General features: G+C 59.6%; 20 protein-coding genes and 3 tRNA genes. 15 read left to right on the forward strand and 8 right to left on the reverse strand.

Annotated features, from left to right (window positions below; all coding sequences use genetic code 11):
* Positions 1–750, forward strand: a complete 750-nt coding sequence (locus tag DTP52_RS02170; protein ID WP_109751633.1) for a TerC family protein — start codon at positions 1–3, stop codon at positions 748–750.
* Positions 751–817: 67 nt separating this feature from the next.
* Here DTP52_RS02170 and DTP52_RS31155 read toward each other — a convergent pair whose 3' ends face one another.
* Positions 818–982 (reverse strand): hypothetical protein, encoded by a 165-nt coding sequence (locus tag DTP52_RS31155; protein WP_176688252.1) that lies wholly within the window; start codon positions 980–982, stop codon positions 818–820.
* A gap of 223 nt (positions 983–1,205) precedes the next feature.
* Here DTP52_RS31155 and DTP52_RS02175 point away from each other — a divergent pair, with 223 nt between their 5' ends.
* On the forward strand, positions 1,206–1,883 hold the full coding sequence (locus tag DTP52_RS02175) for a hypothetical protein (RefSeq protein WP_109751634.1): 678 nt from the start codon (positions 1,206–1,208) through the stop codon (positions 1,881–1,883).
* Between the two features lie 101 nt (positions 1,884–1,984).
* Positions 1,985–2,179, forward strand: coding sequence for a DUF6021 family protein (locus tag DTP52_RS02180; RefSeq protein WP_109751635.1), 195 nt, complete (start codon positions 1,985–1,987; stop codon positions 2,177–2,179).
* Positions 2,180–2,222: 43 nt separating this feature from the next.
* Here the strand turns inward: DTP52_RS02180 and pbpG are convergent, their stop codons facing one another.
* Both pbpG and folD read right to left on the reverse strand, forming a co-directional pair.
* On the reverse strand, positions 2,223–3,161 hold the full coding sequence (gene pbpG, locus DTP52_RS02185) for a D-alanyl-D-alanine endopeptidase (RefSeq protein WP_109751636.1): 939 nt from the start codon (positions 3,159–3,161) through the stop codon (positions 2,223–2,225).
* A 342-nt stretch (positions 3,162–3,503) separates the two neighbouring features.
* Positions 3,504–4,358 (reverse strand): bifunctional methylenetetrahydrofolate dehydrogenase/methenyltetrahydrofolate cyclohydrolase FolD, encoded by an 855-nt coding sequence (gene folD, locus DTP52_RS02195; protein ID WP_109751637.1) that lies wholly within the window; start codon positions 4,356–4,358, stop codon positions 3,504–3,506.
* 281 nt (positions 4,359–4,639) lie between these two features.
* Here folD and DTP52_RS02200 point away from each other — a divergent pair.
* The 10 genes from DTP52_RS02200 (at position 4,640) to DTP52_RS02250 (ending at position 15,164) form a co-directional block, all read left to right on the forward strand.
* Positions 4,640–4,716: transfer RNA gene (locus tag DTP52_RS02200), tRNA-Arg, on the forward strand.
* Positions 4,717–4,757: 41 nt separating this feature from the next.
* Positions 4,758–4,833, forward strand: a tRNA-His gene (locus DTP52_RS02205).
* 58 nt (positions 4,834–4,891) lie between these two features.
* Positions 4,892–4,976: transfer RNA gene (locus DTP52_RS02210), tRNA-Leu, on the forward strand.
* A gap of 423 nt (positions 4,977–5,399) precedes the next feature.
* Positions 5,400–6,710, forward strand: coding sequence for a trigger factor (tig, locus tag DTP52_RS02220; protein WP_109751639.1), 1,311 nt, complete (start codon positions 5,400–5,402; stop codon positions 6,708–6,710).
* Between the two features lie 93 nt (positions 6,711–6,803).
* Positions 6,804–7,445, forward strand: coding sequence for an ATP-dependent Clp endopeptidase proteolytic subunit ClpP (gene clpP, locus DTP52_RS02225; RefSeq protein ID WP_003183177.1), 642 nt, complete (start codon positions 6,804–6,806; stop codon positions 7,443–7,445).
* 107 nt (positions 7,446–7,552) lie between these two features.
* Positions 7,553–8,836 carry an ATP-dependent Clp protease ATP-binding subunit ClpX gene (gene clpX / locus DTP52_RS02230; protein ID WP_109751640.1) on the forward strand — a complete coding sequence of 428 codons (1,284 nt, stop codon included), beginning with the start codon at positions 7,553–7,555 and terminating at the stop codon, positions 8,834–8,836.
* A gap of 160 nt (positions 8,837–8,996) precedes the next feature.
* Positions 8,997–11,393, forward strand: coding sequence for an endopeptidase La (gene lon / locus DTP52_RS02235; protein ID WP_109751641.1), 2,397 nt, complete (start codon positions 8,997–8,999; stop codon positions 11,391–11,393).
* Between the two features lie 149 nt (positions 11,394–11,542).
* Positions 11,543–11,815, forward strand: a complete 273-nt coding sequence (locus DTP52_RS02240; protein WP_002552737.1) for an HU family DNA-binding protein — start codon at positions 11,543–11,545, stop codon at positions 11,813–11,815.
* A gap of 224 nt (positions 11,816–12,039) precedes the next feature.
* Complete coding sequence (locus DTP52_RS02245) at positions 12,040–13,911, forward strand: SurA N-terminal domain-containing protein (RefSeq protein WP_109751642.1); 1,872 nt, start codon at positions 12,040–12,042, stop codon at positions 13,909–13,911.
* A gap of 392 nt (positions 13,912–14,303) precedes the next feature.
* Positions 14,304–15,164: a DUF2242 domain-containing protein gene (locus DTP52_RS02250; protein ID WP_109751643.1), complete on the forward strand. Its 861-nt coding sequence runs from the start codon at positions 14,304–14,306 to the stop codon at positions 15,162–15,164.
* 287 nt (positions 15,165–15,451) lie between these two features.
* Here the strand turns inward: DTP52_RS02250 and DTP52_RS02255 are convergent, their stop codons facing one another.
* The 3 genes from DTP52_RS02255 to DTP52_RS02265 form a co-directional block, all read right to left on the reverse strand.
* Entirely contained in the window at positions 15,452–16,489 is a 1,038-nt protein-coding gene (locus DTP52_RS02255) for an AraC family transcriptional regulator (RefSeq protein WP_109751644.1), read from the reverse strand.
* Between the two features lie 2 nt (positions 16,490–16,491).
* Positions 16,492–17,622: a carbon-nitrogen hydrolase family protein gene (locus DTP52_RS02260; RefSeq protein WP_109751645.1), complete on the reverse strand. Its 1,131-nt coding sequence runs from the start codon at positions 17,620–17,622 to the stop codon at positions 16,492–16,494.
* A gap of 171 nt (positions 17,623–17,793) precedes the next feature.
* Positions 17,794–19,011: a DUF3422 domain-containing protein gene (locus tag DTP52_RS02265; protein ID WP_109751646.1), complete on the reverse strand. Its 1,218-nt coding sequence runs from the start codon at positions 19,009–19,011 to the stop codon at positions 17,794–17,796.
* Between the two features lie 240 nt (positions 19,012–19,251).
* Between DTP52_RS02265 and DTP52_RS02270 the strand changes: the two genes are divergently transcribed.
* Together DTP52_RS02270 and DTP52_RS02275 are read left to right on the forward strand one after the other, a co-directional pair.
* Positions 19,252–21,291, forward strand: coding sequence for an FAD-dependent oxidoreductase (locus DTP52_RS02270; protein WP_109751647.1), 2,040 nt, complete (start codon positions 19,252–19,254; stop codon positions 21,289–21,291).
* A 188-nt stretch (positions 21,292–21,479) separates the two neighbouring features.
* Positions 21,480–22,388, forward strand: a complete 909-nt coding sequence (locus tag DTP52_RS02275; RefSeq protein WP_109751648.1) for a 1-aminocyclopropane-1-carboxylate deaminase/D-cysteine desulfhydrase — start codon at positions 21,480–21,482, stop codon at positions 22,386–22,388.
* Between the two features lie 6 nt (positions 22,389–22,394).
* On the opposite strand, the gene DTP52_RS02280 is transcribed toward DTP52_RS02275, so the two are convergent.
* Together DTP52_RS02280 and DTP52_RS02285 are read right to left on the reverse strand one after the other, a co-directional pair.
* Positions 22,395–22,943 carry a cytochrome b gene (locus DTP52_RS02280; RefSeq protein ID WP_109751649.1) on the reverse strand — a complete coding sequence of 183 codons (549 nt, stop codon included), beginning with the start codon at positions 22,941–22,943 and terminating at the stop codon, positions 22,395–22,397.
* Positions 22,944–23,069: 126 nt separating this feature from the next.
* Positions 23,070–24,476, reverse strand: a complete 1,407-nt coding sequence (locus DTP52_RS02285) for a type VI secretion system Vgr family protein (RefSeq protein WP_109751650.1) — start codon at positions 24,474–24,476, stop codon at positions 23,070–23,072.
* Between the last annotated feature and the right edge of the window lie 96 nt (positions 24,477–24,572).

Below are 24,572 nucleotides of genomic sequence, written 5' to 3' on the forward strand. Positions count from 1 at the left end.
ATGGATTATCTTTTACAGCTCGCCGCCAGCCCCACCGCGTGGATCGCCCTGGCAACTCTGGTGGTCATGGAAATCGTGCTTGGCATCGATAACCTGATCTTCATTTCGATTCTGACCAACAAATTGCCGGCTCAGCATCGGGCCAAGGCGCGGCGGATCGGTATCGGCATGGCGCTGATCCTGCGCCTGGGCTTGTTGAGCACCATTGCTTTCATCGTGCAGTTGACCGAGCCGGTCATCGAAATCCTGGGCCAGGCGTTTTCCTGGAAAGACATGATCCTGATTGCCGGCGGCCTGTTCCTGCTGTGGAAAGCCACCACCGAAATCCACCACAGCATGGACCCGGCGCCGGATGATCCCAAGACAGCCACGTCCGGTGTGACCCTGGGCTTTGCCGCGGCAATCGGTCAGATCCTGATGTTGGACCTGGTGTTCTCCATCGACAGCATCATCACCGCCGTGGGCATGACCGAGCATCTGCCGATCATGATCATTGCAGTCGTTGTGTCGGTGCTGGTGATGCTGCTGGCGGCCGAACCGCTCGCCAAGTTCATCAACGACAACCCGACCGTGGTCATGCTGGCCCTGGGCTTCCTGATCATGATCGGCATGACGCTGATCGCCGAAGGCTTCGGTGCCCATGTGCCCAAGGGCTATATCTACGCGGCCATGGCGTTCTCGGCGGCGATCGAGGTGTTGAACATGTTGTCCCGACGGGCCAAGGAAAGGGCGTTGGCCAACAACGCCTGATGCCAGGCAGACAGAAGCCACCCGGGTCCAGGCCCGGGTGGCTTTTTTTGTTTTGAATGGCGAGTGGTCAGTGTGCGGTGGCGTGGCGCCGGGCGGCTTTTGTGGTTTTTTCCGATTGCGCAGCTGGCGCGTGGTGATGGCGCCGGGTGATCCGAAGCACGCCCCACAGCATGGCCGTGGCTACGCTCAGCCAGCCGAATATCAGCATCAGAATTGTCGTTGTCAGGCTCATCTGTGCCTCCTTTTATCCCGGTCCGGGATAACCCACTCAGTACAGTGGACAGTCTAGTCGCTCAAGTGTTGCAGGTAGTCGATCCGTGGCGGTTGGGCACGGATCGGTTCGTTCTATCGCGCTCGTAAAACTGTTGTTATGGCTATACCCAGGGCTGTGCGCGCCTTATGATCGTCGACCCAAGCCTGGCCCGGATGCCGGGTGCCTGAACAAGAGAGTCATCATGTCGCCGGTCATTTCATCTTTTCGATCACTGGTACTGACAGTGTCCTGTCTCGTCGCCCTGGCGGGCTGTGCGGGCAGTGTGTCGCCGCAGATCCAGCGCCTGCCCGAGCGGGTGGAACTCAACAGTGTGCCGTTCTATCGTGGCGAAATGCACCAGGGCGCCCCGCAGTCCCTGGCCGCTCTGTTGACGCTGCAAGGCACGGTAATTACCCCGGGGTTGCTGGAGAAACCATTGCACCTGCCGGGTGGCGAAACCGGTTTGCAGCAGAATATGCAAACCCTGGCGCGCGAATACGGGTTGCTGGTGTATCCCCTCGACGCCAAGCTGCCCGCGCTGTTGGAACAGGTCGCGGCAGGTTATCCGGTGCTGGTGCGCTACATAGACGGTTCGGCGTTCTGGGCCGAGCCTCGGTATGGGATTCTCGCCGGCTACAACCGTCAGAAGCAGACGGTATTGCTGCGATCAGGCATGAACCGGCGGCAATTGATCAGCTTCAGTGCCTTCGAATCGGCCTTCAAGAGCGCGGGTGGCTGGGCGGTGCTGCTCCAGCGTCCCACGCAGCTTCCGGCCAATGTCGATTCACAGCGTTGGCTGAAAGCGGCGGATGAATTGGCTGGGGCAGGGCAGGAGCAAGCAGCCGCACGAGCCACCAAGACCTTGGGTGCGGCACACTGATCGTTCACCCCGTTCGTCACTTGCCGGGCACAACCCGGCAGGCCTGAGGCTCTTATCGTCAGGGTCGGGCATTTTCCGACCGCGATTGGAGGAAGGCACGCATGGCACAATCGAAAACACCTACGGGGCCACATTCGTCAGAGCATTCCAGCGGCGACGACCTGGGTTTCGATCCGGACTCGCCGGATCTCGATGATCCCCAGGTCGATCCGATAGGGCCGGCCAAGGCGCCGCTGGACAAGAAGGATGAGCGCAAGCCCAAGCCCTATGATCCGCTGGGTGACCTGAAGCCATAAACAAGAAAGCCCCGACGAGTCGGGGCTTTTTTATGTCGCGCAATTATTTGGAGGCTTCCACCACGCCAGTCTGACGGCTCTTGAGATTCTTGGCGGCCTTGTATTGCAGGGCCACCGCCGGCACGTCGGCGCTTTTCCCGGTCTCGACCCAACTACGTATCCGGCTGGCATCGGCGAAGTGCGTGTACTTGCCGAACGCGTCGAGGATCACCAGCGCCATTGGGCGATTGCTCATCTTCGTCACCAGTACCAGGCAGTGGCCGGCCTCGTTGGTGAAACCGGTCTTGGTCAACTGGATATCCCAATTGGCCTTATGGACCAAGTGATCAGTGTTGCGAAAGCCCAGGCTATACACCGGTTTGCGGAAGGTAACGGTCTTTTCCTTGGTAGTGCTCAGTTCGCTCAGCAGAGGATACTTGCGTGCGGCGATCAGCAGCTTGGTCAGGTCCCTGGCGGTCGAGACGTTGTGGGTCGACAGGCCCGTCGGTTCGACGTAGTGAGTGCTGGTCATGCCCAACGCCTTTGCCTTGGCGTTCATGGCGGCAATGAACGCCGCGTAGCCGCCCGGATAGTGATGGGCGAGGCTGGCGGCGGCGCGGTTTTCCGAAGACATCAGGGCGATCAGCAGCACGTCCCGGCGCGACAGTTCGCTGTTGAGCTTGACCCGGGAAAACACCCCCTTCATCTCTGGGGTGTTGGCGATGGTGATGGAAATGTACTCGTCCAGGTTTTGCTTGGCATCCAGCACGATCAGACCGGTCATCAGCTTGGTCACCGACGCGATGGGCACCACCACGTCCGGGTTGCTTGAATAAACGACCTTGTCCGTCTGGAGATCCAACAGGATCGCGCTGCCTGAAGCGACTTGCAGCTTTGACGTATCCCGTGGGGCCGCGATGGTTTCCTGCGCGTAGACATCCTGTGTGGTGAAGGTGCCTGTGAAAACGAAGAACAGGCTGAGGATCGAAAGACGGATTTTCACGCGAGTGGACTCGATAGAGTTGAAGGTGCCGTTGAGCAACGACTTTTAAAAAAACGTCGCATTTTAGGAGTATGGGCGACAGCAGCGCTATATGCCTGTATCGCCAAGGCTTGTGAATAAATAAAGTTTAATGAAGGGCGATTTTGGCGAATCGAATCTGAAAAATTCGTAATTTGCGCGATCCAAAGACGCGGTCGAGGCCTGGCGGCTCAAATCCGACTGCCAAAAACACCTGTGGGAGCGAGTTTGCTCGCGATGGCGGCGTGTCAGTCAACTTGGAGGTTGGCCGGTCCACCGCTATCGCGAGCAAGCTCGCTCCCACAGGGTTTTGATTGGCGCGTATCAGCTGTGCAGCGTTTCGGCCGCGTACAACGTGTTCTCCAGCAGGCAGGCGCGGGTCATCGGGCCTACGCCGCCGGGTACCGGCGTGATCCAGCCGGCGCGGGGCAGGGCGGTCTCGTAGACCACGTCGCCCACCAGCTTGCCGTCTTCCTGGCGATTGATGCCCACGTCGATGACGATGGCGCCTTCCTTGATCCACTCGCCCCTGACCAGGCCGGGTTTGCCGGCGGCCACCACCACCAGGTCAGCGCGGCCGACATGACCGGCCAGGTCCTTGGTGAATCGATGGGTCACGGTCACGGTGCAGCCGGCCAGCAGCAGCTCCATGGCCATCGGACGGCCAACGATGTTGGATGCACCCACCACCACCGCATCAAGGCCATACAGGTCCACGCCAGTGCTTTCCAGCAATGTCATGATGCCTTTGGGGGTGCAGGGACGAAGCAGTGGGATACGCTGGGCCAGGCGCCCGACGTTATAAGGATGGAAGCCGTCGACATCCTTGTCCGGGCGGATACGCTCCAGCAGCTTGGAGGCGTCGAGGTGTTCAGGCAGTGGCAGTTGGAGCAGAACGCCGTCGATGTTCGGGTCGTCGTTCAGGCGATCGATCAGATCGGCCAACGCTTGCTGGGTGGTTTCGGAAGGCAGGTCGTAGGCCTGGGAAAGGAAGCCGACCTCTTCACAGTCTTTACGCTTGTGCGAGACATAAACCTGAGAGGCAGGATCGCTGCCGACCAGGATCACCGCAAGGCCGGGCGTACGCAGGCCTTGCTGGCGGCGCTCGGTGACTCGTTGGGAGATCTGCTGGCGCAGGCTGGCGGCGATCGATTTGCCGTCGATAAGTTGTGCAGTCATTGCGCGTGGTTAACCATCGAGAGGGGAAAAAAAGAGAACGCATTCTCGCATGCCGGGGCGCGAGGGCAAAGGCGCTTGGTCTGCAAATTCCCCTAACCCCTTTAATTAAATGAATTTTTTTTAAAAAAGAGTTGACGACCTATCAGGCCGTCTATAACATTCGTCGCACTTGTCGGGCACAGCCTAGCACTGGTTAAGAAGGTTGAGCGGAGTTGGTTGTTTCAACTCGGTAAAACTGAAAGCACTTAGTTTGTAATCGTCCAAGAATACAGATTAAAAAGGCGCCCGTAGCTCAGCTGGATAGAGCATCCGCCTTCTAAGCGGATGGTCGCAGGTTCGAGTCCTGCCGGGTGCGCCAATTAGGCAGCTTTGGCACAAGTAAGGCAACAAGGCAATATGGTGGGCGTAGCTCAGTTGGTAGAGCACGGGATTGTGACTCCCGTTGTCGTGGGTTCGATCCCCATCGTCCACCCCATATTCTAGAAAGGCGCCAGATTTAACGGTCTGGCGCCTTTGCTTTAAAAGCTTGATACGCGGATGTGGTGGAATTGGTAGACACACTGGATTTAGGTTCCAGCGCCGCAAGGTGTGAGAGTTCGAGTCTCTCCGTCCGCACCATACAAGTCGCTATTTAAATAGCAGAAAACGGCGCAGTACCTGAAAAGGGCTGCGCCGTTTTTGTTTTCGGTGGTTCTGTGTTTGGCGTCGTTACGGTTTCTTGGGGTTGTGCGCAGCGGCCGATTCGTCGCGAATATGTTTCGTGATGATGCGCGGTATGTCCGTCGGTCTCCTTGTGAGGCCGGGAGCTGCACCATCGGGCAAGCTGCTTCTATATATAGAAGCATTGGCGCAGAGCCCTGGGCTGAATCGACTGTATTTGCAATCCGGGTGGGGCATGAGCGATTGCCTCGTCCTAAATCCGGCGCCTGTTTCCAGCGTGTTTTCAGTAGGGTGACTTCTTGAGTTTGACCTACTAGAATGCATGCCCTTGATTCTGGGGTCGGAAACGCCCGGCCAACGTCTGTGCAACGAGGAATATCCATGCAAGTTTCTGTTGAAAATACTTCTGCTCTTGAGCGCCGCATGAGCATCACCGTGCCGGCTGAGCGCATCGAGACTCAGGTCAACAAGCGTCTGCAGCAGACTGCCCAAAAGGCCAAAATCCCAGGTTTCCGCCCAGGCAAAGTGCCAATGAGCGTGATCCGTCAGCGTTACGAAGCTGATGCGCGTCAGGAAGCCGTGGGTGATGTGATCCAGTCTTCGTTCTACGAAGCGGTCGTCGAGCAGAAGCTGAACCCGGCCGGTGCTCCGTCCGTCGAGCCGAAAGTGCTGGAAAAAGGCAAGGACCTGGAGTTCGTCGCCACGTTCGAAGTGTTTCCTGAGTTCACGGTTGCCGGTTTCGAATCCATCGCTGTCGAGCGTCTGAGCGCTGACGTGTCGGATGCCGACCTGGACAAGATGCTGGACATCCTGCGCAAGCAGAACACTCGTTTCGAAGTGACTGAGCGTGCTGCCCAGAACGAAGACCAGTTGAACATCGATTTCGTCGGCAAGGTCGACGGTGAAGTGTTCGCTGGCGGTTCCGCCAAGGCTACCCAGCTGGTGCTGGGCTCCGGTCGCATGATCCCGGGCTTCGAAGACGGCCTGGTTGGCGCCAAGGCCGGCGAAGAGCGCGTTCTGAACGTGACCTTCCCTGAGGATTACCAGAACCTGGACCTGGCAGGCAAAGCCGCCGAGTTCACCGTGACCGTCAACAGCGTTTCCGAGCCGAAACTGCCTGAGCTGAACGAAGAGTTCTTCGCCCAGTTCGGCATCAAGGAAGCTGGTCTGGAAGGTTTCCGCACCGAAGTTCGCAAGAATATGGAGCGTGAGCTGCGCCAGGCCATCAAGTCCAAGGTCAAGAACCAGGTCATGGACGGTCTGCTGGCTTCCAACCCGATCGAAGTGCCAAAGGCCCTGCTGGACAACGAAGTGAATCGTCTGCGCGTCCAGGCTGTTCAGCAGTTCGGCGGCAACATCAAGCCGGATCAACTGCCTGCCGAGCTGTTCGAAGAGCAAGCCAAGCGCCGCGTCGTGCTGGGCCTGATCGTCGCCGAAGTGGTCAAGCAGTTCGAACTCAAGCCTGACGAAGCCCGTGTTCGCGAGTTGATCCAGGAAATGGCTTCGGCCTACCAAGAGCCTGAGCAAGTCGTGTCCTGGTACTACAAGAACGACCAGCAACTGAACGAAGTCCGTTCGGTTGTGCTGGAAGAACAAGTTGTGGATACTGTTCTGCAGAAAGCTAGCGTGACCGATAAAGCGGTCTCTTACGAAGAAGCGGTCAAGCCGGTGGAAGCTCCACAAGCCGATTGATGGTTCTGCGGTAAGAAATAAACACCCATAAGCCAGCCTTCGTGCTGGCTTATGCGTATTCAAGACATAACTATTTGGGAGTGACTGCGAGACATGTCCCGCAATTCTTTTTATCAGCAGAGCTCTGACATCCAGGCCGCAGGCGGCCTGGTCCCGATGGTTATCGAGCAGTCCGCCCGTGGCGAACGTGCCTATGACATCTACTCGCGTCTGCTCAAGGAACGCGTCATCTTCCTGATCGGCCCCGTTGAAGACTACATGGCCAACCTGGTCGCGGCGCAGCTGTTGTTCCTTGAAGCGGAAAACCCGGACAAGGATATCCATCTGTACATCAACTCACCTGGCGGTTCGGTGACTGCGGGCATGTCGATCTACGACACCATGCAGTTCATCAAGCCTGACGTTTCCACCATCTGCATCGGCCAGGCCTGCAGCATGGGCGCCTTCCTGCTCGCCGGCGGCGCAGCGGGCAAGCGTCACTGCCTGCCTAACTCGCGGATGATGATTCACCAGCCATTGGGCGGCTTCCAGGGCCAGGCGTCGGATATCGACATCCATGCCAAGGAAATCCTCCACATTCGTTCGCGTCTTAATTCATTGCTGGCCCATCATACGGGCCAAAGCCTCGAAACCATTGAGCGCGACACCGAGCGTGACAACTTCATGAGCGCCGAGCGTGCAGCCGAATACGGCCTGATCGACTCCGTGATCAACAAGCGTCAAATGCCTGCCTAAGCCGCTCAAAATGCAGGTGGTTGGGATGACCGGCCGCCTGCGGGCTTGAAAAAGCCCGCAATTGCCTTCATCTTGTGTTGCAAGCCTATCGGATTTGGATCGATCGAATGACTGACACCCGCAACGGCGAGGACAACGGCAAACTGCTTTATTGCTCCTTCTGTGGCAAAAGCCAGCATGAAGTACGCAAATTGATTGCCGGCCCCTCGGTCTTCATTTGCGACGAGTGCGTCGACCTGTGCAATGACATCATCCGCGAGGAGGTGCAGGAAGCCCAGGCCGAGAGCAGCGCGCATAAATTGCCTTCGCCTAAAGAAATCAGCGGCATCCTTGATCAGTATGTGATTGGTCAGGAACGTGCGAAAAAGGTACTGGCCGTAGCGGTGTACAACCACTACAAGCGCCTGAACCAGCGTGACAAGAAAAATGATGAGGTCGAACTCGGCAAGAGCAACATCCTGCTGATCGGCCCGACAGGCTCGGGTAAGACCCTGCTTGCCGAAACCCTGGCTCGCTTGCTGAACGTTCCGTTCACCATCGCCGATGCAACCACCCTCACCGAGGCTGGTTATGTAGGTGAAGACGTCGAGAACATCATTCAGAAGTTGTTGCAGAAGTGCGACTACGATGTGGAAAAAGCCCAGATGGGCATTGTCTACATTGACGAAATCGACAAGATTTCCCGCAAGTCCGACAACCCGTCCATCACCCGGGATGTTTCCGGTGAGGGCGTGCAGCAGGCCTTGCTCAAGTTGATCGAAGGTACGGTCGCTTCCGTTCCGCCCCAAGGTGGTCGCAAGCATCCGCAGCAGGAATTCCTGCAAGTCGACACCCGTAACATCCTGTTCATCTGCGGTGGTGCGTTCTCCGGCCTGGAAAAGGTTATTCAAAACCGTTCCACCCGTGGTGGCATCGGTTTCAACGCCGAAGTGCGCAGCAAGGAAGAAGGCAAGAAAGTCGGTGAGTCCCTGCGTGAAGTCGAGCCTGACGATTTGGTCAAGTTCGGTCTGATCCCGGAATTCGTCGGTCGTCTGCCGGTCCTGGCAACGCTGGACGAGTTGGATGAAGCCGCGTTGATGCAGATCCTGACCGAGCCGAAAAACGCCCTGACCAAGCAGTATGCCAAGCTGTTCGAAATGGAAGGTGTAGACCTGGAGTTCCGTTCCGACGCGCTGAAATCTGTCGCCAAACGTGCCCTGGAACGCAAGACCGGTGCCCGTGGGTTGCGCTCGATTCTCGAAGGTGTATTGCTCGACACGATGTATGAGATCCCCTCGCAGTCCGAGGTGAGTAAAGTCGTGATCGATGAAAGCGTTATAGAAGGCAAGTCCAAGCCACTGTATATCTACGAAAACAGTGAGCCGACTGCCAAGGCCGCGCCGGACGCTTGAGCGTCCCGCTGCCGGAACAAAGAAGGGGCCTTCGGGCCCCTTTGCTTTTAGCGCGTTTTAGACGTGTCTAGTGCTTGTTTTTTTTCAAGGCTGCCCCCATCTTGGTTTCAAGCTTACTTCCATCTGTTTCCGGCCTTAGGGCCGCCGTAGAGGCGAAATCATGAAGACAACCATCGAATTGCCTCTCCTGCCATTGCGCGATGTAGTGGTGTATCCGCACATGGTTATCCCGCTGTTCGTGGGGCGCGAGAAGTCCATCGAAGCCCTCGAGGCTGCGATGACGGGTGACAAGCAGATTCTCTTGCTGGCTCAGAGGAACCCTGCTGACGATGATCCTGGCGAGGACGCACTTTATCGCGTAGGTACGATTGCAACGGTTCTGCAACTGCTCAAGCTGCCTGACGGCACCGTCAAGGTCCTGGTTGAAGGCGAGCAGCGCGGTGCTGTGGAGCGTTTCAGCGAAGTGGACGGCCATTGCCGGGCCGAAGTGTCGCTGATCGAAGAAGTCGATGCGCCCGAGCGCGAATCAGAGGTGTTTGTCCGCAGCCTGCTGTCTCAGTTCGAACAATACGTGCAACTGGGCAAGAAGGTGCCTGCAGAGGTCCTGTCGTCGCTTAACAGCATCGATGAGCCGGGCCGGCTGGTCGATACGATGGCGGCCCACATGGCCCTCAAGATCGAGCAGAAACAGGAAATCCTCGAAATCATCGATTTGTCCGCCCGTGTCGAGCACGTGCTGGCATTGCTCGACGGCGAAATCGATCTGCTGCAGGTCGAGAAACGCATTCGCGGCCGCGTCAAGAAACAGATGGAGCGCAGTCAGCGCGAGTACTACCTGAATGAGCAGATGAAGGCCATTCAGAAGGAACTCGGCGACGGCGATGAAGGCCACAACGAAATCGAAGAGCTGAAAAAGCGCATCGATGCCGCTGGTTTGCCCAAGGATGCACTGGCCAAGGCCCAGGCCGAGCTGAACAAGCTCAAGCAAATGTCGCCGATGTCGGCCGAGGCCACCGTGGTGCGCTCCTACATCGACTGGCTGGTCCAGGTGCCGTGGAAAGCCCAGAGCAAGGTACGCCTGGACCTGGCGCGCGCCGAAGACATCCTCGACGCCGACCATTACGGCCTGGAAGAGGTCAAGGAGCGCATCCTTGAATACCTCGCCGTGCAGAAACGCGTGAAAAAGATTCGTGGCCCTGTCCTGTGCCTGGTCGGTCCTCCCGGGGTCGGTAAAACCTCCTTGGCGGAGTCGATTGCCCACGCCACAAACCGCAAATTCGTACGCATGGCCCTTGGCGGCGTGCGCGACGAGGCGGAGATTCGTGGTCATCGCCGTACCTACATCGGTTCGATGCCAGGAAGATTGATTCAAAAGATGACAAAGGTTGGCGTGCGCAACCCGCTGTTCCTTTTGGATGAAATCGACAAGATGGGTAGCGACATGCGCGGCGATCCTGCCTCTGCATTGCTCGAAGTCCTCGATCCCGAGCAGAACCACAATTTCAACGATCACTACCTGGAGGTCGACTACGACCTGTCGGACGTGATGTTCCTCTGCACCTCCAACTCCATGAACATTCCGCCAGCATTGCTGGACCGGATGGAGGTGATTCGTCTGCCGGGCTACACCGAGGACGAGAAGATCAACATTGCCGTGAAATACCTTTCGCCCAAGCAGATCCAGGCCAACGGCCTGAAAAAAGGCGAGCTGGAATTCGACGAGGAAGCGATTCGCGACATCATCCGTTACTACACCCGCGAAGCCGGTGTGCGTGGCCTGGAACGGCAGATTGCCAAGGTTTGCCGCAAGGCGGTCAAGGAGCACGCGCTGGAAAAACGCTTCGCGGTCAAGGTCACTTCGGACCTGCTGGAGCACTTCCTGGGCGTACGCAAGTTCCGCTATGGCCTCGCCGAGCAGCAGGACCAGATCGGCCAGGTGACTGGCCTGGCGTGGACACAGGTCGGTGGTGAGTTGCTGACCATCGAAGCGGCCGTGGTGCCGGGCAAGGGGCAGTTGATCAAGACCGGTTCCCTGGGCGACGTGATGGTCGAGTCGATCACCGCTGCGCTGACCGTGGTTCGCAGCCGCGCCCGGAGCCTGGGCATCCCCCTGGACTTCCATGAGAAGCGTGACACGCATATCCACATGCCTGAAGGGGCTACGCCCAAGGACGGCCCTAGCGCCGGTGTAGGCATGTGCACGGCCCTCGTCTCGGCGTTGACCGGTATTCCGGTGCGCGCCGATGTCGCGATGACAGGTGAAATCACGTTGCGCGGCCAAGTCCTGGCGATCGGCGGTCTGAAGGAAAAACTGCTGGCGGCACACCGTGGCGGGATCAAGATCGTGATCATTCCTGAAGAGAATGTCCGCGACCTGAAGGAAATTCCTGACAACATCAAGCAAGATCTTCAGATCAAACCAGTTAAATGGATTGACGAGGTCCTGCAAATTGCGCTGCAATACGCGCCGGAGCCCTTGCCGGATGTGGCTCCGGAGATTGTCGCGAAGGAAGAAAAGCGAGAGTCTGACTCTAAGGAAAGAATTAGCACGCATTAGTACGCATTTGCCTGGGGGGCTTTCTTGACAGTTTTTTAGAGCCCTTGTTATAAAGCGGCTCTTAAGTGTCTGCAGGCCATTCAGCACTCGTTTTTTGCTTTCACCAAAAAAACTTAGAATCATCTCAAATAGATATAAGGGGACTTAGAGTGAACAAGTCGGAACTGATTGATGCTATCGCTGCATCCGCTGATATCCCGAAAGCTGCTGCTGGCCGTGCGCTGGACGCTGTAATCGAATCCGTCACTGGCGCTCTGAAGGCTGGCGACTCCGTTGTTCTGGTTGGTTTCGGCACCTTCTCCGTGACCGATCGTCCTGCTCGTATCGGTCGCAACCCGCAGACCGGTAAGACGCTGGAAATCGCTGCTGCCAAAAAGCCAGGCTTCAAAGCTGGTAAAGCACTGAAAGAAGCCGTTAACTAAGGTTTCGTTGAGTTTATCCGGGTCGGGGTCATGCCTGGCTTGGCAGCGGAGCGGTAACACGGCCGGTTGCAACCGGCCTGGCACACCAGGGCTTGCAGGTTAGGGCCCGGTCCGCTCCGCCAGTTACGAGAAGGCGCATCCTCGGATGCGCCTTTCTTCTATCCGGATTCTACCCACGCTCCACGGTTGCCTAAATTTGAAGTTCAACCGTTTCTGGGGGACGCATGCTGCAGAATATCAGGGACAATTCACAAGGCTGGATTGCCAAGACCATCATCGGGGTCATCGTCGCATTGATGGCGTTGACCGGTTTCGATGCCATTTTCAAAGCCACCACCAACAGCAACGAAGCGGCCAAGGTCAACGGCGAAAACATCAGCCAGAACGAGCTGAGCCAGGCGGTCGACATGCAACGCCGTCAGCTCATGCAACAGCTGGGCAAGGATTTCGACGCCTCCCTGCTGGACGAAAAAATGCTGCGCGATTCGGCGCTCAAGGGCCTGATCGATCGCAAGCTGTTGCTGCAGGGCGCACACGATGCCAAATTCGCTTTCTCCGAAGCTGCGCTCGATCAAGTGATCCTGCAAACGCCTGAGTTCCAGGTCGATGGCAAATTCAGCGCCGAGCGTTTCGACCAGGTGATCCGCCAGCTGGGTTACAGCCGTATGCAGTTCCGCCAGATGCTGGCTCAGGAAATGCTGATCGGTCAGTTGCGCGCAGGCCTGGCAGGCAGCGGTTTCGTCACCGATGCCCAAGTGCTGGCATTTGCCCGCCTGGAGAAACAGACCCGTGATTTCTCCACCTTGAACATCAAGGCTGACCCGGCGTCCGTCAAGCTGACCGATGACGAGGTCAAGGCTTACTACGACCAACACGCGAAGGAATTCATGACGCCTGACCAGGTGGTCATCGATTACCTCGAACTGAAGAAAGCCTCTTTCTTCGATCAGGTCAGCGTCAAGGACGAAGACCTGCAAGCGGCCTATCAGAAGGAAATCGCCAACCTGTCCGAACAGCGTCGGGCTGCGCACATCCTGATTGAAGTGAACGACAAGGTGACCGAAGCCCAGGCCAAGGCGAAGATCGAAGAGATCCAGGCTCGCCTGGCCAAAGGCGAGTCGTTTGAAGCGTTGGCGAAGGAATTTTCCCAGGATCCAGGTTCGGCGAACAACGGTGGCGACCTCGGCTATGCCGGTCCAGGCGTCTACGATCCGGAATTCGAAAAGGCCTTGTATGCCTTGAACAAGGACCAGGTCTCAGCACCGGTACGCACCGATTTCGGCCTGCACCTGATCAAGCTGCTGGGTGTCGAGGCGCCTGAAGTGCCTACGTTTGCCAGTCTCAAGGACAAGCTGACCCGCGAGCTGAAAACCCAGCAGGTGGAGCAGCGTTTTGTCGAGGCGACCAAGCAACTGGAGGATGCCTCGTTCGAAGCGTCCGACCTGGCGCAACCAGCCCAGGATCTGAAGCTGACCGTCCACACGTCGGCTCCGTTCGGTCGCGAAGGCGGCGAAGGGATTGCGGCCAATCGTGCCGTGGTCACCGCTGCGTTCAGCCCGGAAGTACTGGATGAGGGTGCCAACAGCACCGCCATCGAGCTGGACCCGGAAACCGTCGTGGTGCTGCGTGCCAAGGAGCACCGCAAGCCTGAGCAACTGCCGCTGGACAAGGTGGCAGGACCCATTCGTGCCCAATTGGCCAAGGAGCACGCCAGCGCGGCAGCCAAGACCCGGGCCGATGAGTTGATCGCCAGCCTGCGCGACGGCAAGGCGGCACTGGACAAGCCGGTCGACGGCCAAGGCTGGAAAGCCACCCAGGCGGCGACCCGCAACCAGGAAGGCATCGACCCGGCGGTGCTGCAAGCACTGTTCCGCATGCCCAAGCCTGAATCCAAGGACAAGCCGACGTTCAGCAGCGTGACCTTGCCTGACGGCAGCCTGGTGGTCGTACGTCTGAACGGCGTGAACGAAGCGGCGGCACCGACTGACGAAGAGAAGGCTGAATATCGTCGTTACCTTGCGTCCCGTGTTGGTCAGCAGGACTTTGCGGCGTATCGCAAGCAGTTGGAGAGCCAGGCGGATATCAAGCGGTTCTAATTGCGTGATGCTTTTTCAAACTTGGTTGTGATGCTGTTCAGTTAGAAAAAAACGGCGCTTCTTCAGAAATGGGAAGCGTCGTTTTTTTTGCTTCGTTTTTTCGGAGATGGGGGATACACACACCAAACCAGGTAAAAACCACGCCTCTCGAAGCGGAATGTCAAAATCTTCATTAACCGGCTCAAGTAAACGGCATTAGGCCAAAATGCCAGGGTTTTCATATCTGCTTGTTGCCCAAAAGCGGGGGGTATTCGTCGCTCCACCGGACCAGCGTCTTTTTCCTGCAAACAACCCCCAGTAGACTTGTAACCCCCTTGAAACAAGATTAGCCACGCTGCCAGGTCGCGTTCTGTTGCACAATACGCCCCGGACCGTTTTTCTCAGGATGTTCAATGTTCAGATCATTTCACATGCGCACCGTCGGGCTTGCATTGCTGCTGGCCGCCGCAGCCGGTTGCTCGTCGAAGAAAGCCGCCATTTACGAGCACGAGAACTTCGATGACTCCGGCACGTTCTCGCGCACTTATCCAGTGAGTGACGCCGCCACCTGCGAGGCGGGGCGTAGGGCGTTGCTCAGCCAGGGCTACATCATCACCAGCAGCGATCCGAAGCTGGTCAGCGGCCACAAGAGTTTCCAGCAGACCGGCGACACCCACATGGAGATCAGCTTCAACCTGGTCTGTGCCGAAGATGGTGGGGCAGGGCATCGTGCGACCATGTTCGCCAACGCCTTGCAGGACCGCTACGCCCTGAAGAAAATCAACAACTCCGCGAGCCTGGGCGTGGGCGTGCTGGGTTCCGTATCGATGCCGATCGGCTCTTCGGACGATTCGATGGTCAAGGTCGCCAGCGAAACCGTGTCGGCGGCCAAGTTCTATGAGCGTTTCTTTGCCTTGGTAGAGCTGTTCCTGCCGCCCGAAGCGAAGAAGGCTGTCGAGAGCGCCGATAAACCGAAAGCTGAACTGGGTATTCCGGAAACCAAGGTCGAACCGGCCGCCCTGGTGCCTGGACCAGCGCCTGCACCGGAGCCTGTTGCCCCCGCGCCCGCTACGCCGGTGGAGGAGGCCACGCCGGCCCCTGTCGAAACCGCTCCTACGGTATCGGAGCCAGTCGCACCGCCAAGCGAGCCCGCGCCGATTGCGCCCGAGTCGTTCGAATCTGCGCCGACGACGGAAACCGTGACACCGCCACCACCGCCGTCCAGCTCGTTGCCGCCCCCGACCGAGCCGATCCAGCCGCTTCCGGCCTCCTGAGGTGCTGTGGCAGGGAGTTACGCCCTGTCACACTTCACGCGGTAATTTCCTGCCCCTGTGCTACGTTTAATTCATGAAGCCTTTGCTTCATGTTTTGTTCATAAAGCAGCTTTATGCTGATGCCAGCGCCATCAGGCATGGTCTCAATGACAGGGGAAGGACACGTAATGGATGATTATCAGGAAGAGCTGCTGGAATACCAGGCCTATGAACTGGACCCGCTGGAACCCGCCGAAGATGCGACGGAGTTGTAAGGGCGTTGCAAGCTTCAGCTAAACGCTTGAAGCTCAACTCCCTCTGTGACTACGACGAAACTCCCCAGGCGTCTGGTCGTTCCAGCGCTTGAAGGCCCGTTGAAATGCCTCGGCCGAGGCGAATCCCAACAGATAGGCGATTTCGCCGAACGCCAGTTCGGTATCGCGTATGTAGGTCATGGCCAGGTCGCGGCGGGTGTCGTTGAGAATGGCGCGAAACTGCGTGCCTTCCTCGGCCAGCTTGCGACGCAGGGTCCAGGTCGGCAGCTTCAAGCGAGCCGCCACTTCCTCCAGGTCGGGCTCCCGGCCGCCGTTGAGCAACGGCCCCAGCAGTTGAATGATGCGCTCACGCAGGCTGCGGGTGCGGGTCAGTTGTTCCAATTCCCGTTCACACAATTGAACCAGATGGTGCCAGGTGCTGGGGCAATGCTGTGGGTTGCGCTGGGCGAGGCTGTCCAGGCCCAGGCGCAGTTGATTCTGTTCGGCGCCAAACTGGATCGGGCAGTCACCGAGCGTGCGGTAGGCGTCCAGGTACGCAGGCTCCTCGAATTCGATTTCGATGCGTTCGGGCCGCAGCGCGATGCCGCTGACGCTGGACAACTGCGCCAGCCAGCCGGCAAGGATCGAATCCACGACGAAGCGGTTATAGGCGTTATACGGGCTGATGGAATAGAACCGTAGCCAAGCGCCCCGGGCATCCTCATGGAAACTCGATTGGCCGCGATAGTTGGAGCCATACAGTGGTTCGAAGCGGATCATGCAGCGGGCCGCCTCGCGCACGGTCGGTGCCTGGGCCGCGGTAACGCCCGCCAGCCCGGCCTGGCTCAAGCGGCCGAGCTGACCCATGCGCAGGCCCAGGGCCGGGTCCTGGGTTTGTTGGATCGCGGCGTGGCCCAGGCGCATGTAGCGTGGAATCGACAATCGAGCCCCAGGCTCGGCCAGGCGCGCAGCATCGAGACCGTACTGTTCAAGCAAGGGTTGCGGGTCTTGCCCATGGCTGGCGACCGCGTCAGCCAGGCTATGGACGAAGCCCACTGACAAGTCCCCCAGGCGCATCGGCTGCGGTTTCATGTTCACAACCACAGGTTCAGCAGGCGGGCACCACGGGCTTCGCCATCGGGGAAGTGTTGGCCGTCGTGGCTGATGAAGCTCTGGCCGGCGCTGCCGCTGTCCCAGAACTGGCCACGCAGGAACACGCTGACGCCGCCCCGGGCCTGGCTGATGGGCAATTGGCCGGTCAGTGTCAGGCGATGCCAGGCTTGCCCCTCGCTTACTTCACCTGGCTTGAGGCTCACTTCGCTCGGCGTGGACAGGCCTTTGTAACCGCTCCAGGGTTTGTCCCACGTATCGCGACCAATGATGAAGGCAGGTACCGCGATCAGTTGCGCGCCTTGGTCGTTGAGTTGCCGGTAATGGAGCGGGTACCAACTGTCGCTGCCGATCAGCACGCCCAGGCGCCCGGCGGGGGTGTCGATGACTTGCGGGACGGTCGGATGGTTGGCCCCAAGCACATCTCGCTGTTCGAACACGGGATGACGCTGGCGCTGTGGCTGGCCGATCGGCCGGCCATCGCTGCCGAATACCAGGCTGCTGTTGTACAACGCGCCGCGGCCGATCTTCAGTTCACCCTCGCTGACGCTGGGCTCGGGAAGCACGATGGAACCGGCCACCAGGGTGATACCGAACTCCTTGGCCAGTCCACCGAACAGCGCTTGATAGTCATGGGCCATGCGTTCGGCTTTCATGCGCAGGTAGGCATCGTCCAGTCGGTTATCGCCTTGAGCGCTGACCAGCGCCCGGATAAACGCCAGCGGATTGCTGATCGCCAGCCAGTTCATGGCTTCCTTCAGGGTAGTGGCCTGGTACAACTCGTCTTTTTCGCCGCCGACCATCAACCAGGTGCCGATGTGCTCGGGCAGGACCACCACGGTCTTGGCATTGAGAAAGCCCAGGTCGCGAGCCGTTTGCAGATAGGCCGCCAGTTTGCGATGCAGGCGCTCGGGACTTTGGTAGTCGGTGGGGAACAATTCGGGCTGGATGCCCAGCAGGTTGCCGCGATCGGCGGGCGTACCCTGGTCGACCGCCAGGTTGATCCGCAGGTCTGACAGGTAATGACCCGTCGGACGATCCGTCGTCCATAGCGCGTAGGTGATCAGGGCGGCAATCAAGGCCAGTGTGAACAGCAGGTACAGAAATTTGCGCATGGGGGAACAGTCAGCGGCCGTGTGCAGGTTCGTGATTTTCATCAGGAGCTACGGGGCAGGGTACGGTAAAACAAGGGATTAGCGAAGGGCGGGCGCTGATTTGTACTCACGGCAAGCAAGCGCAACGGCGTCCATGGAGCTATTGGACGCCATCCGCACTGGCAAGGCGCGCTAATGACTTTTCGCCTTCCTGATCCTGATCAGAATCAGCAGCATGATCAACAGCACTGGCGGTGTCATGCCCAGCAAGGCTTCGCGGGCCGAGAGGTTTGCGCCCAAGGTATGCAGCCCGCTATAGACCAACTTGAACAGGTTGATCAGGTAGTAGGTGATGGCAATGATCGACAGGCCTTCCACCGCGCGCTGGATCTTGATCTGTGCATCGGCACGCGCATTGAGGCTGCGCAGGATCTCGGCGTTCTGGTCCTCCATTTCGACCTGTACGCGTGCTTGCAGCAAGTCGCCCAGGTTGGCGACACTCATGGCCAGTTGTTCGAGGCGCTGTTCGGTGGCAGCGCAATAGCGCACCGTGGGTTTGAAACGCCGTTCGATGAAGACCCCCAGCCGCTGACAATCCCCCAGGTGACTTTCACGCAACTCCCCCAGGCGCTCGAACACCAGTTGTGCGTAGGCGCGGGTCGCGCTGAAGCGGTGGCGATTCCTGACCGTGCTGCTGACCACCTGGCGAGACAGCAGGGCGATGTCCTCCAGCAGCGCCTTGGCATGCACGCCGCTGGCATTGGCGTTGCGTTCGGACAGGCTCACCAGGGTGCGATCGAATTCGTTCAGTTGCGGGTCCAGTGCCTTGGCGGTACTGAGCGACAAGGACGCCATCATCCGGTAGGTCTCGATTTCCAGCAGGCGCCGGATCATGCGGCCCTGGCGATACGCATTGAGCCGTCGGTTGATGAACAGCAGGCGATTGGTGCCGTCCTCGGTCAGGCGAAAATCGCTCCAGACCACCGCATCGCCACCGCCCACGCATGAGCCGCAAGGGTCCTTGAAACCGTAGCTGGGCAGGTCGAGACCGGCTTCTGCGCGCACCACCACCTGAACGGCATTGATGAGGTGCTGGGCGTGACCTTCGATACCTCGGGCAAGGCTTTCGGGCAGCGTCGTCCATTGCAACTCATTGCTGCTGGCCGGCACGACCAGGGTCAGCGTGAAGAACTCGGCGTGGCGTTCCCACTTCAGCGGATGTCCTTCCAGGCGGGTGATGCCCTGTGCGGCCTGCGCGGCGACGGTATCAGGGCACAGTCGCTCGAGCAGTGCGTTGCACTGGGCGGTGTCACCCAGAAACGCCAGGTGGAAGACATGGGCCGGTTCGTCGAAATACAACGACGGGCGGGCGTGCAACTCGTTGTGCAGCATTTTTCGTTGGGGATGCATGCAAGGACAACCGTGTTGTTAACGTTATTATTGGTTTGAGCACCTGGACCTGCGTTGATAGGACTGGCGTATCCGGCTGAGAGTCACGCACGACTGAGCGGCGTCCTGCACATTTGGATCATTAAGTTGTCAGTTACGGTCATTGAGCGCCCGAACTCTGCCTCTTACGCTGTGGGCCATGACAGACGCAAGCCGCAGAGCCTGCGCTTTTTTCCGTGATCGCCCGTTGTGGAGTTACCGATGACCGCCTCTCATTACCCGCACCTGCTGGCCCCGCTGGACCTGGGTTTCACTACGTTGCGCAACCGTACCCTGATGGGCTCGATGCACACCGGCCTGGAAGAGAAGCCGGGCGGCTTCGAACGCATGGCGGCGTATTTCGCCGAGCGCGCCCGGGGCGGTGTGGGCCTGATGGTCACCGGTGGGATCGGGCCGAACGACGAGGGCGGTGTCTACTCCGGCGCGGCCAAGCTGACCACTGAAGAAGAGGCGCTCAAGCACCAGATCGTTACCCGGGCCGTACACGAGGCTGGTGGCAAGATCTGCATGCAGATTCTCCATGCCGGGCGCTATGCCTACAGCCCCAAGCAAGTGGCACCGAGCGCGATCCAGGCGCCGATCAACCCATTCAAGCCCAAGGAGCTGGACGAAGAGGGGATCGAGAAGCAGATCAGCGATTTCGTCACCTGCTCGGTCCTGGCCCAGAAGGCCGAATACGACGGCGTCGAGATCATGGGCTCGGAAGGTTATTTCATTAACCAGTTCCTGGCGGCCCACACCAACCACCGTACCGACCGCTGGGGCGGCAGCTATGAAAACCGCATGCGCCTGCCGGTGGAAATCGTGCGTCGGGTACGCGAGGCGGTAGGCCCGAATTTCATCATCATCTTTCGTCTGTCGATGCTCGATCTGGTGGAAGGTGGCAGCACCTGGGACGAAATCGTCCAGTTGGCCAAGGCCATCGAGCAGGCCGGCGCGACGATTATCAACACCGGTATCGGTTGGCACGAAGCGCGAATTCCCACTATCGCCACCAAGGTTCCACGGGCGGCGTTCAGCAAGGTCACGGCCAAGCTGCGCGGTTCGGTGAGCATTCCGCTGATCACCACCAACCGCATCAACACTCCGGAAGTGGCCGAGCAGATCCTGGCCGAAGGCGATGCCGACATGGTCTCCATGGCGCGGCCTTTCCTGGCCGACCCGGAGTTCGTCAATAAGGCGGCCGCAGGGCGCAGCGATGAAATCAACACCTGCATCGGCTGCAACCAGGCGTGCCTGGACCACACCTTTGGCGGCAAGCTCACCAGTTGCCTGGTCAACCCACGGGCTTGCCACGAAACCGAACTCAACTACTTGCCGGCGACCCAGGTGAAGAAAATCGCCGTGGTCGGTGCCGGCCCGGCCGGGTTGTCCGCCGCCACGGTGGCGGCCGAGCGTGGGCATCAGGTGACACTGTTCGATTCGGCCAGCGAAATCGGTGGTCAGTTCAACATCGCCAAGCGCGTGCCAGGCAAGGAGGAGTTCTTTGAAACCCTGCGCTATTTCAAGCGCAAATTGCAGACCAGCCATGTCGAGTTGTGCCTCGACACCCGGGTGGATGTGGCGCAGTTGGTGGCCGGCGGTTACGACGAGATCATCCTCGCTACGGGCATCGCGCCGCGCGTGCCGGCGATTCCCGGGGTGGAGCATGCCAAGGTGTTGAGTTATCTGGACGTGATCCTGGAGCGCAAGCCAGTGGGCAGCCGCGTCGCGGTGATCGGTGCCGGCGGTATTGGCTTCGACGTGTCGGAATTCCTGGTGCATCAGGGCGTTGCCACCAGCCAGGACCGTGAGGCGTTCTGGAAGGAGTGGGGGATCGACACCCGGCTCGAAGCCCGCGGCGGCGTGGCCGGGATCAAGGCCCAGCCACACGCACCGGCGCGCCAGGTGTTCCTGCTGCAGCGCAAGACTTCCAAGGTCGGTGACGGCCTGGGCAAGACCACTGGCTGGATTCACCGCACGGGCCTGAAGAACAAGCAGGTGCAGATGCTCAACAGCGTCGAGTACCTGAAGATCGACGACGACGGCCTGCACATTCGCATCGGCGAAACCGGCGAGCCACAAGTGCTGGCCGTGGACAACATCGTGATCTGCGCCGGCCAGGATCCGCTGCGTGAATTGCAGGAAGGACTGGAAGCCGCGGGGCAGACCGTTCACCTCATCGGCGGTGCCGACGTGGCGGCGGAGCTGGACGCCAAGCGGGCGATCAACCAGGGTTCGCGGTTGGCGGCGCAGTTGTAAGGTTCACGCCCCGTATCACCCGGATCCCCTGTGGGAGCGAGCCTGCTCGCGATGGCGGTTAGTCAGTTTCAGAAGCGCTGGCTGATCCACCGCTATCGCGAGCAGGCTCGCTCCCACAGGTTTTTCGACGTCAGGGAGTCTGCGACCAGCTGTTAAGATACCGGCGTCTTCCTGTCCGGCCTGCCGCCATGCTGCTTCCCGCCCTCGACTGGCATCCCCAACCCCGACTTGAACCCCTTCATCTGGACTGGCTCGCCCGTGCCAGTGTTGAAGTGGCAGTGTTGCGCCTGGACCGGATCGCCCCGCTGATCAGCGGCAACAAGTGGTTCAAGCTGGTCAATCATTTGCGCACCGCCCATGAGGTCGGTGCCAAGGGGATCATGAGCCTGGGTGGGGCCTATTCCAATCATTTGCATGCACTGGCGGCGGCGGGCAAGCGTTTCGGCTTTCCCACGGCGGGGCTCTTGCGTGGGCACCCCCAGGACACGCCGACGGTGCGCGACCTGAAAGCCTTTGGCATGGACCTGCACTGGCTGGGTTATGGCGGATACCGAGAGCGGCACGCAGCGGATTTCTGGGAGTCGTGGCAGATCCGCTATCCACATTTGCATCCGGTGCCCGAAGGCGGCTCAGGATTACCTGGTGCACAAGGTTGCATGGCTTGGGCGGCCAGCGTCCGTGAACAATTGGCGACGTTGGGATGGGCGGATTATCACGGCTGGTGGCTGGCCTGCGGCACCGGAACGTCACTGGCCGGGCTGGTGTTGGCCGAAGCCGGGCAGCGCCCGGTCTATGGCGTACTGGCGGTGCCCCAGGACCATGGCGTGGCGCAGCAAGTCGAAAGCATCCTGGGGGAAGCGGGCCTTTGCAGTGCGCTTTATGAACTGTTCGACGGCAGCCGTGGCGGTTTCGCCCGGGTCGATGGTGAACTCACCGATTTCATCGAAACCACGGCGGCCATCGAGCTGGAGCCGTTGTACACCGGCAAAGCCTTGCTGTTGCTTAAAGCGCGGGTCGAGGCCGGAGGGTTTGCCCCAGGTACCCGCTTGATCTTCGTCCACACCGGCGGCTTGCAAGGCCGCCGAGGGTTCGAATAACAGCGATCAGCCGCGTTTGGGCATCATCCGCAACAGCGTGTTGTCGCGTACCACATAGTGGTGATACAGCCCCGCCAAGGCATGCAGGCCAATCAACCAATAGCCGATGGTGCCGCCCAGCACATGCCAGCTTTCCAGTTGCTTGGCGAAATCCTTGTCCTGATCGACGAGCAAGGGCAAATCGAAACCGTAGAACATCACCTGATGCCCTTCGGCGCTGGTGATCAGCCAGCCCAGCAGCGGCATGGCGATCATGAACAGGTACAGCGCCCAGTGCATCAGGCGCGCGAGGAAGGTTTGCCACGCAGGCGAGGCCGGGAAAATCGCCGGTGCCTTACCCATGCTGCGGGCGAACAGGCGCAGCCAGACCAGTACGAACACGGTCAGGCCGAGCATGAAATGCGCTTCCTTGATCAGGGTCCGGCCGCCGCTGCCCTTGGGGAAAATCCCCCGGAACTCGATGCAGGCATAGACCACCGCCAGCAGAACCAGCATCAACCAATGCAAGGTCACCGTGACGGTACTGTAGCGGCTTTCTGAGTTTTTCCAGGGCATTGTGGGTATCTCCAACAATCAGGGTAGAGCGCCGTCTAGAGCGGCGTTGTCTGTTTACTGTAAGCCCGTTTCGCTGGGTTTGCATGAGCCAGATCAGTTTTGCCGGGATGAAGCCACAGAGATGAGTCAGGGGGTGAAGTCCGGCGGGTTCAGCAGCCAGTCCAACAGCAGCCCGGCATCATGATTGCCACGGGGCGGTTTCGGTGGCACGGCGGTTTGTCCGGCACCGGTATCGATAGCCCCCGGGCACAGCACCGGGCGGTCGGGGTCGCCATCGAGAAAACTCACCAGCACTTCGCTGCCGGCCATCAGGCTGGGGCTGTCACCCAGCGTCAGTCGCGATACGGGTAGCGTGATGCCTTCCTGGTCCGGCGCCCATAGGCTGACACTCACCTGGCCGCGTTCATCGGGCCTGGCTGGCTGGCCGGTGCGGCCGAGTACGTGTGCCAGGTGGTACCCGGGGATACAGGGCTTGGGATGCTTGAGGGCCGGCCTGAATACGGTGGACCATGGAATGGCGGTGAACCGGTTGCGGTAGTCACGGGCCGACGGTGTGGCGGGCAAGTCCGGCTCCAGGATCGAAAACTGCCGCCCGCGATGCTGGACCTCGGTGATCAGCCATTGATCGTTGAAGGTGGCAACCGGGTGTTCGCAGACCTGTACGATGTCGCCGCCGTGCAGGGCAGGTTGGGTACTGTGGCCATGGATTTCCCGCTGCCGACAGCGCAGTCGTTCAAGGTGGCGGCGTCCGGCCTGGTAACGGTGAGCCAAGGCCGGGTCGCCGCGCATGGCTTCGTGATCGATCTGTTCAAGGAGGTGATTCGCCGCCGTGGCCCCGGCTTCAGGCATGGCCCGGTCGCTGAAGCCGACGGGTAGGCCAGGCATTCGCGAGTGGTGACGCAAATACAGGCGCTTGATGGCCGGTAGCAGGTTGTCACTCGGGCGCAGGGGCAGCTCGATGGCGCGCGCGGGGAAGCTCTTCGGGTCTTCGGCAAACACCAGGACATGGCCATGGGGGGCGTGTTCGAAGTGGTAGTGGATGCCTTCCTCCTCGCACAGTCGTTGCAGGAAGGTCAGGTCGCTTTCGTCGTACTGGATGCAAAACGGGCGACACGGATACTGCCCATGGGGCAGTTCGAAACGGTAACTGTCGGTGGGTAGCGGGTGTTCTTCCAACAGGCGTTGCAGCACCTGCACCACGCTGAGCTGATGGAAAACCCGGCGCCGCGGGCCTTGTTCCAGTTGCTGGAGGTAGGGAACCAGTGTCAGGCGATAGACAATGAGCTGCGGCGCCTGGGCGTTCAGGCTGACGCTGTGGACAATCCCATGGACCCCCGATTCGCCGTCCAGGCGCAGGAAGGCCGGATGCCCCAATAGCAGGTCGGGGTTTATCGGCGGGGCCAGGCCGATCAGTTCGAGGTCGAAGCGGTACGGCTGGTTGAGGGCTTCGCGGCCATTGAACCGCAATACTTGCAATTGCAAGTCGCTTTGCGTGAGTGTCAGGCTGAAGGGACTTTCCGTGTCGTTGCGCATCGCAGCTCCTACTGGCTGGGAGAGAGGCGCAGAGGGTACGAAACCGTGACGGAGAACGGTGCGTGTGAGTCGCTGTTTCAGAAAAGCCCTACAACA

It is taken from the genome of Pseudomonas sp. 43mfcvi1.1, from assembly GCF_900115935.1.
Lineage (GTDB): Bacteria > Pseudomonadota > Gammaproteobacteria > Pseudomonadales > Pseudomonadaceae > Aquipseudomonas > Aquipseudomonas bijieensis.

Bases quoted from the DNA above. Each gene is read 5' to 3' on its own strand.
- DTP52_RS02170 (WP_109751633.1), top strand. From the start codon at position 1: ATGGATTATCTTTTACAGCTCGCCGCCAGCCCCACCGCGTGGATCGCC.
- DTP52_RS31155 (WP_176688252.1), bottom strand. From the start codon at position 982: ATGAGCCTGACAACGACAATTCTGATGCTGATATTCGGCTGGCTGAGC.
- DTP52_RS02175 (WP_109751634.1), top strand. From the start codon at position 1,206: ATGTCGCCGGTCATTTCATCTTTTCGATCACTGGTACTGACAGTGTCC.
- DTP52_RS02180 (WP_109751635.1), top strand. From the start codon at position 1,985: ATGGCACAATCGAAAACACCTACGGGGCCACATTCGTCAGAGCATTCC.
- folD (WP_109751637.1), bottom strand. From the start codon at position 4,358: ATGACTGCACAACTTATCGACGGCAAATCGATCGCCGCCAGCCTGCGC.
- tig (WP_109751639.1), top strand. From the start codon at position 5,400: ATGCAAGTTTCTGTTGAAAATACTTCTGCTCTTGAGCGCCGCATGAGC.
- clpP (WP_003183177.1), top strand. From the start codon at position 6,804: ATGTCCCGCAATTCTTTTTATCAGCAGAGCTCTGACATCCAGGCCGCA.
- clpX (WP_109751640.1), top strand. From the start codon at position 7,553: ATGACTGACACCCGCAACGGCGAGGACAACGGCAAACTGCTTTATTGC.
- lon (WP_109751641.1), top strand. From the start codon at position 8,997: ATGAAGACAACCATCGAATTGCCTCTCCTGCCATTGCGCGATGTAGTG.
- DTP52_RS02245 (WP_109751642.1), top strand. From the start codon at position 12,040: ATGCTGCAGAATATCAGGGACAATTCACAAGGCTGGATTGCCAAGACC.
- DTP52_RS02250 (WP_109751643.1), top strand. From the start codon at position 14,304: ATGTTCAGATCATTTCACATGCGCACCGTCGGGCTTGCATTGCTGCTG.
- DTP52_RS02255 (WP_109751644.1), bottom strand. From the start codon at position 16,489: ATGAAACCGCAGCCGATGCGCCTGGGGGACTTGTCAGTGGGCTTCGTC.
- DTP52_RS02260 (WP_109751645.1), bottom strand. From the start codon at position 17,622: ATGCGCAAATTTCTGTACCTGCTGTTCACACTGGCCTTGATTGCCGCC.
- DTP52_RS02265 (WP_109751646.1), bottom strand. From the start codon at position 19,011: ATGCATCCCCAACGAAAAATGCTGCACAACGAGTTGCACGCCCGCCCG.
- DTP52_RS02270 (WP_109751647.1), top strand. From the start codon at position 19,252: ATGACCGCCTCTCATTACCCGCACCTGCTGGCCCCGCTGGACCTGGGT.
- DTP52_RS02275 (WP_109751648.1), top strand. From the start codon at position 21,480: ATGCTGCTTCCCGCCCTCGACTGGCATCCCCAACCCCGACTTGAACCC.
- DTP52_RS02280 (WP_109751649.1), bottom strand. From the start codon at position 22,943: ATGCCCTGGAAAAACTCAGAAAGCCGCTACAGTACCGTCACGGTGACC.
- DTP52_RS02285 (WP_109751650.1), bottom strand. From the start codon at position 24,476: ATGCGCAACGACACGGAAAGTCCCTTCAGCCTGACACTCACGCAAAGC.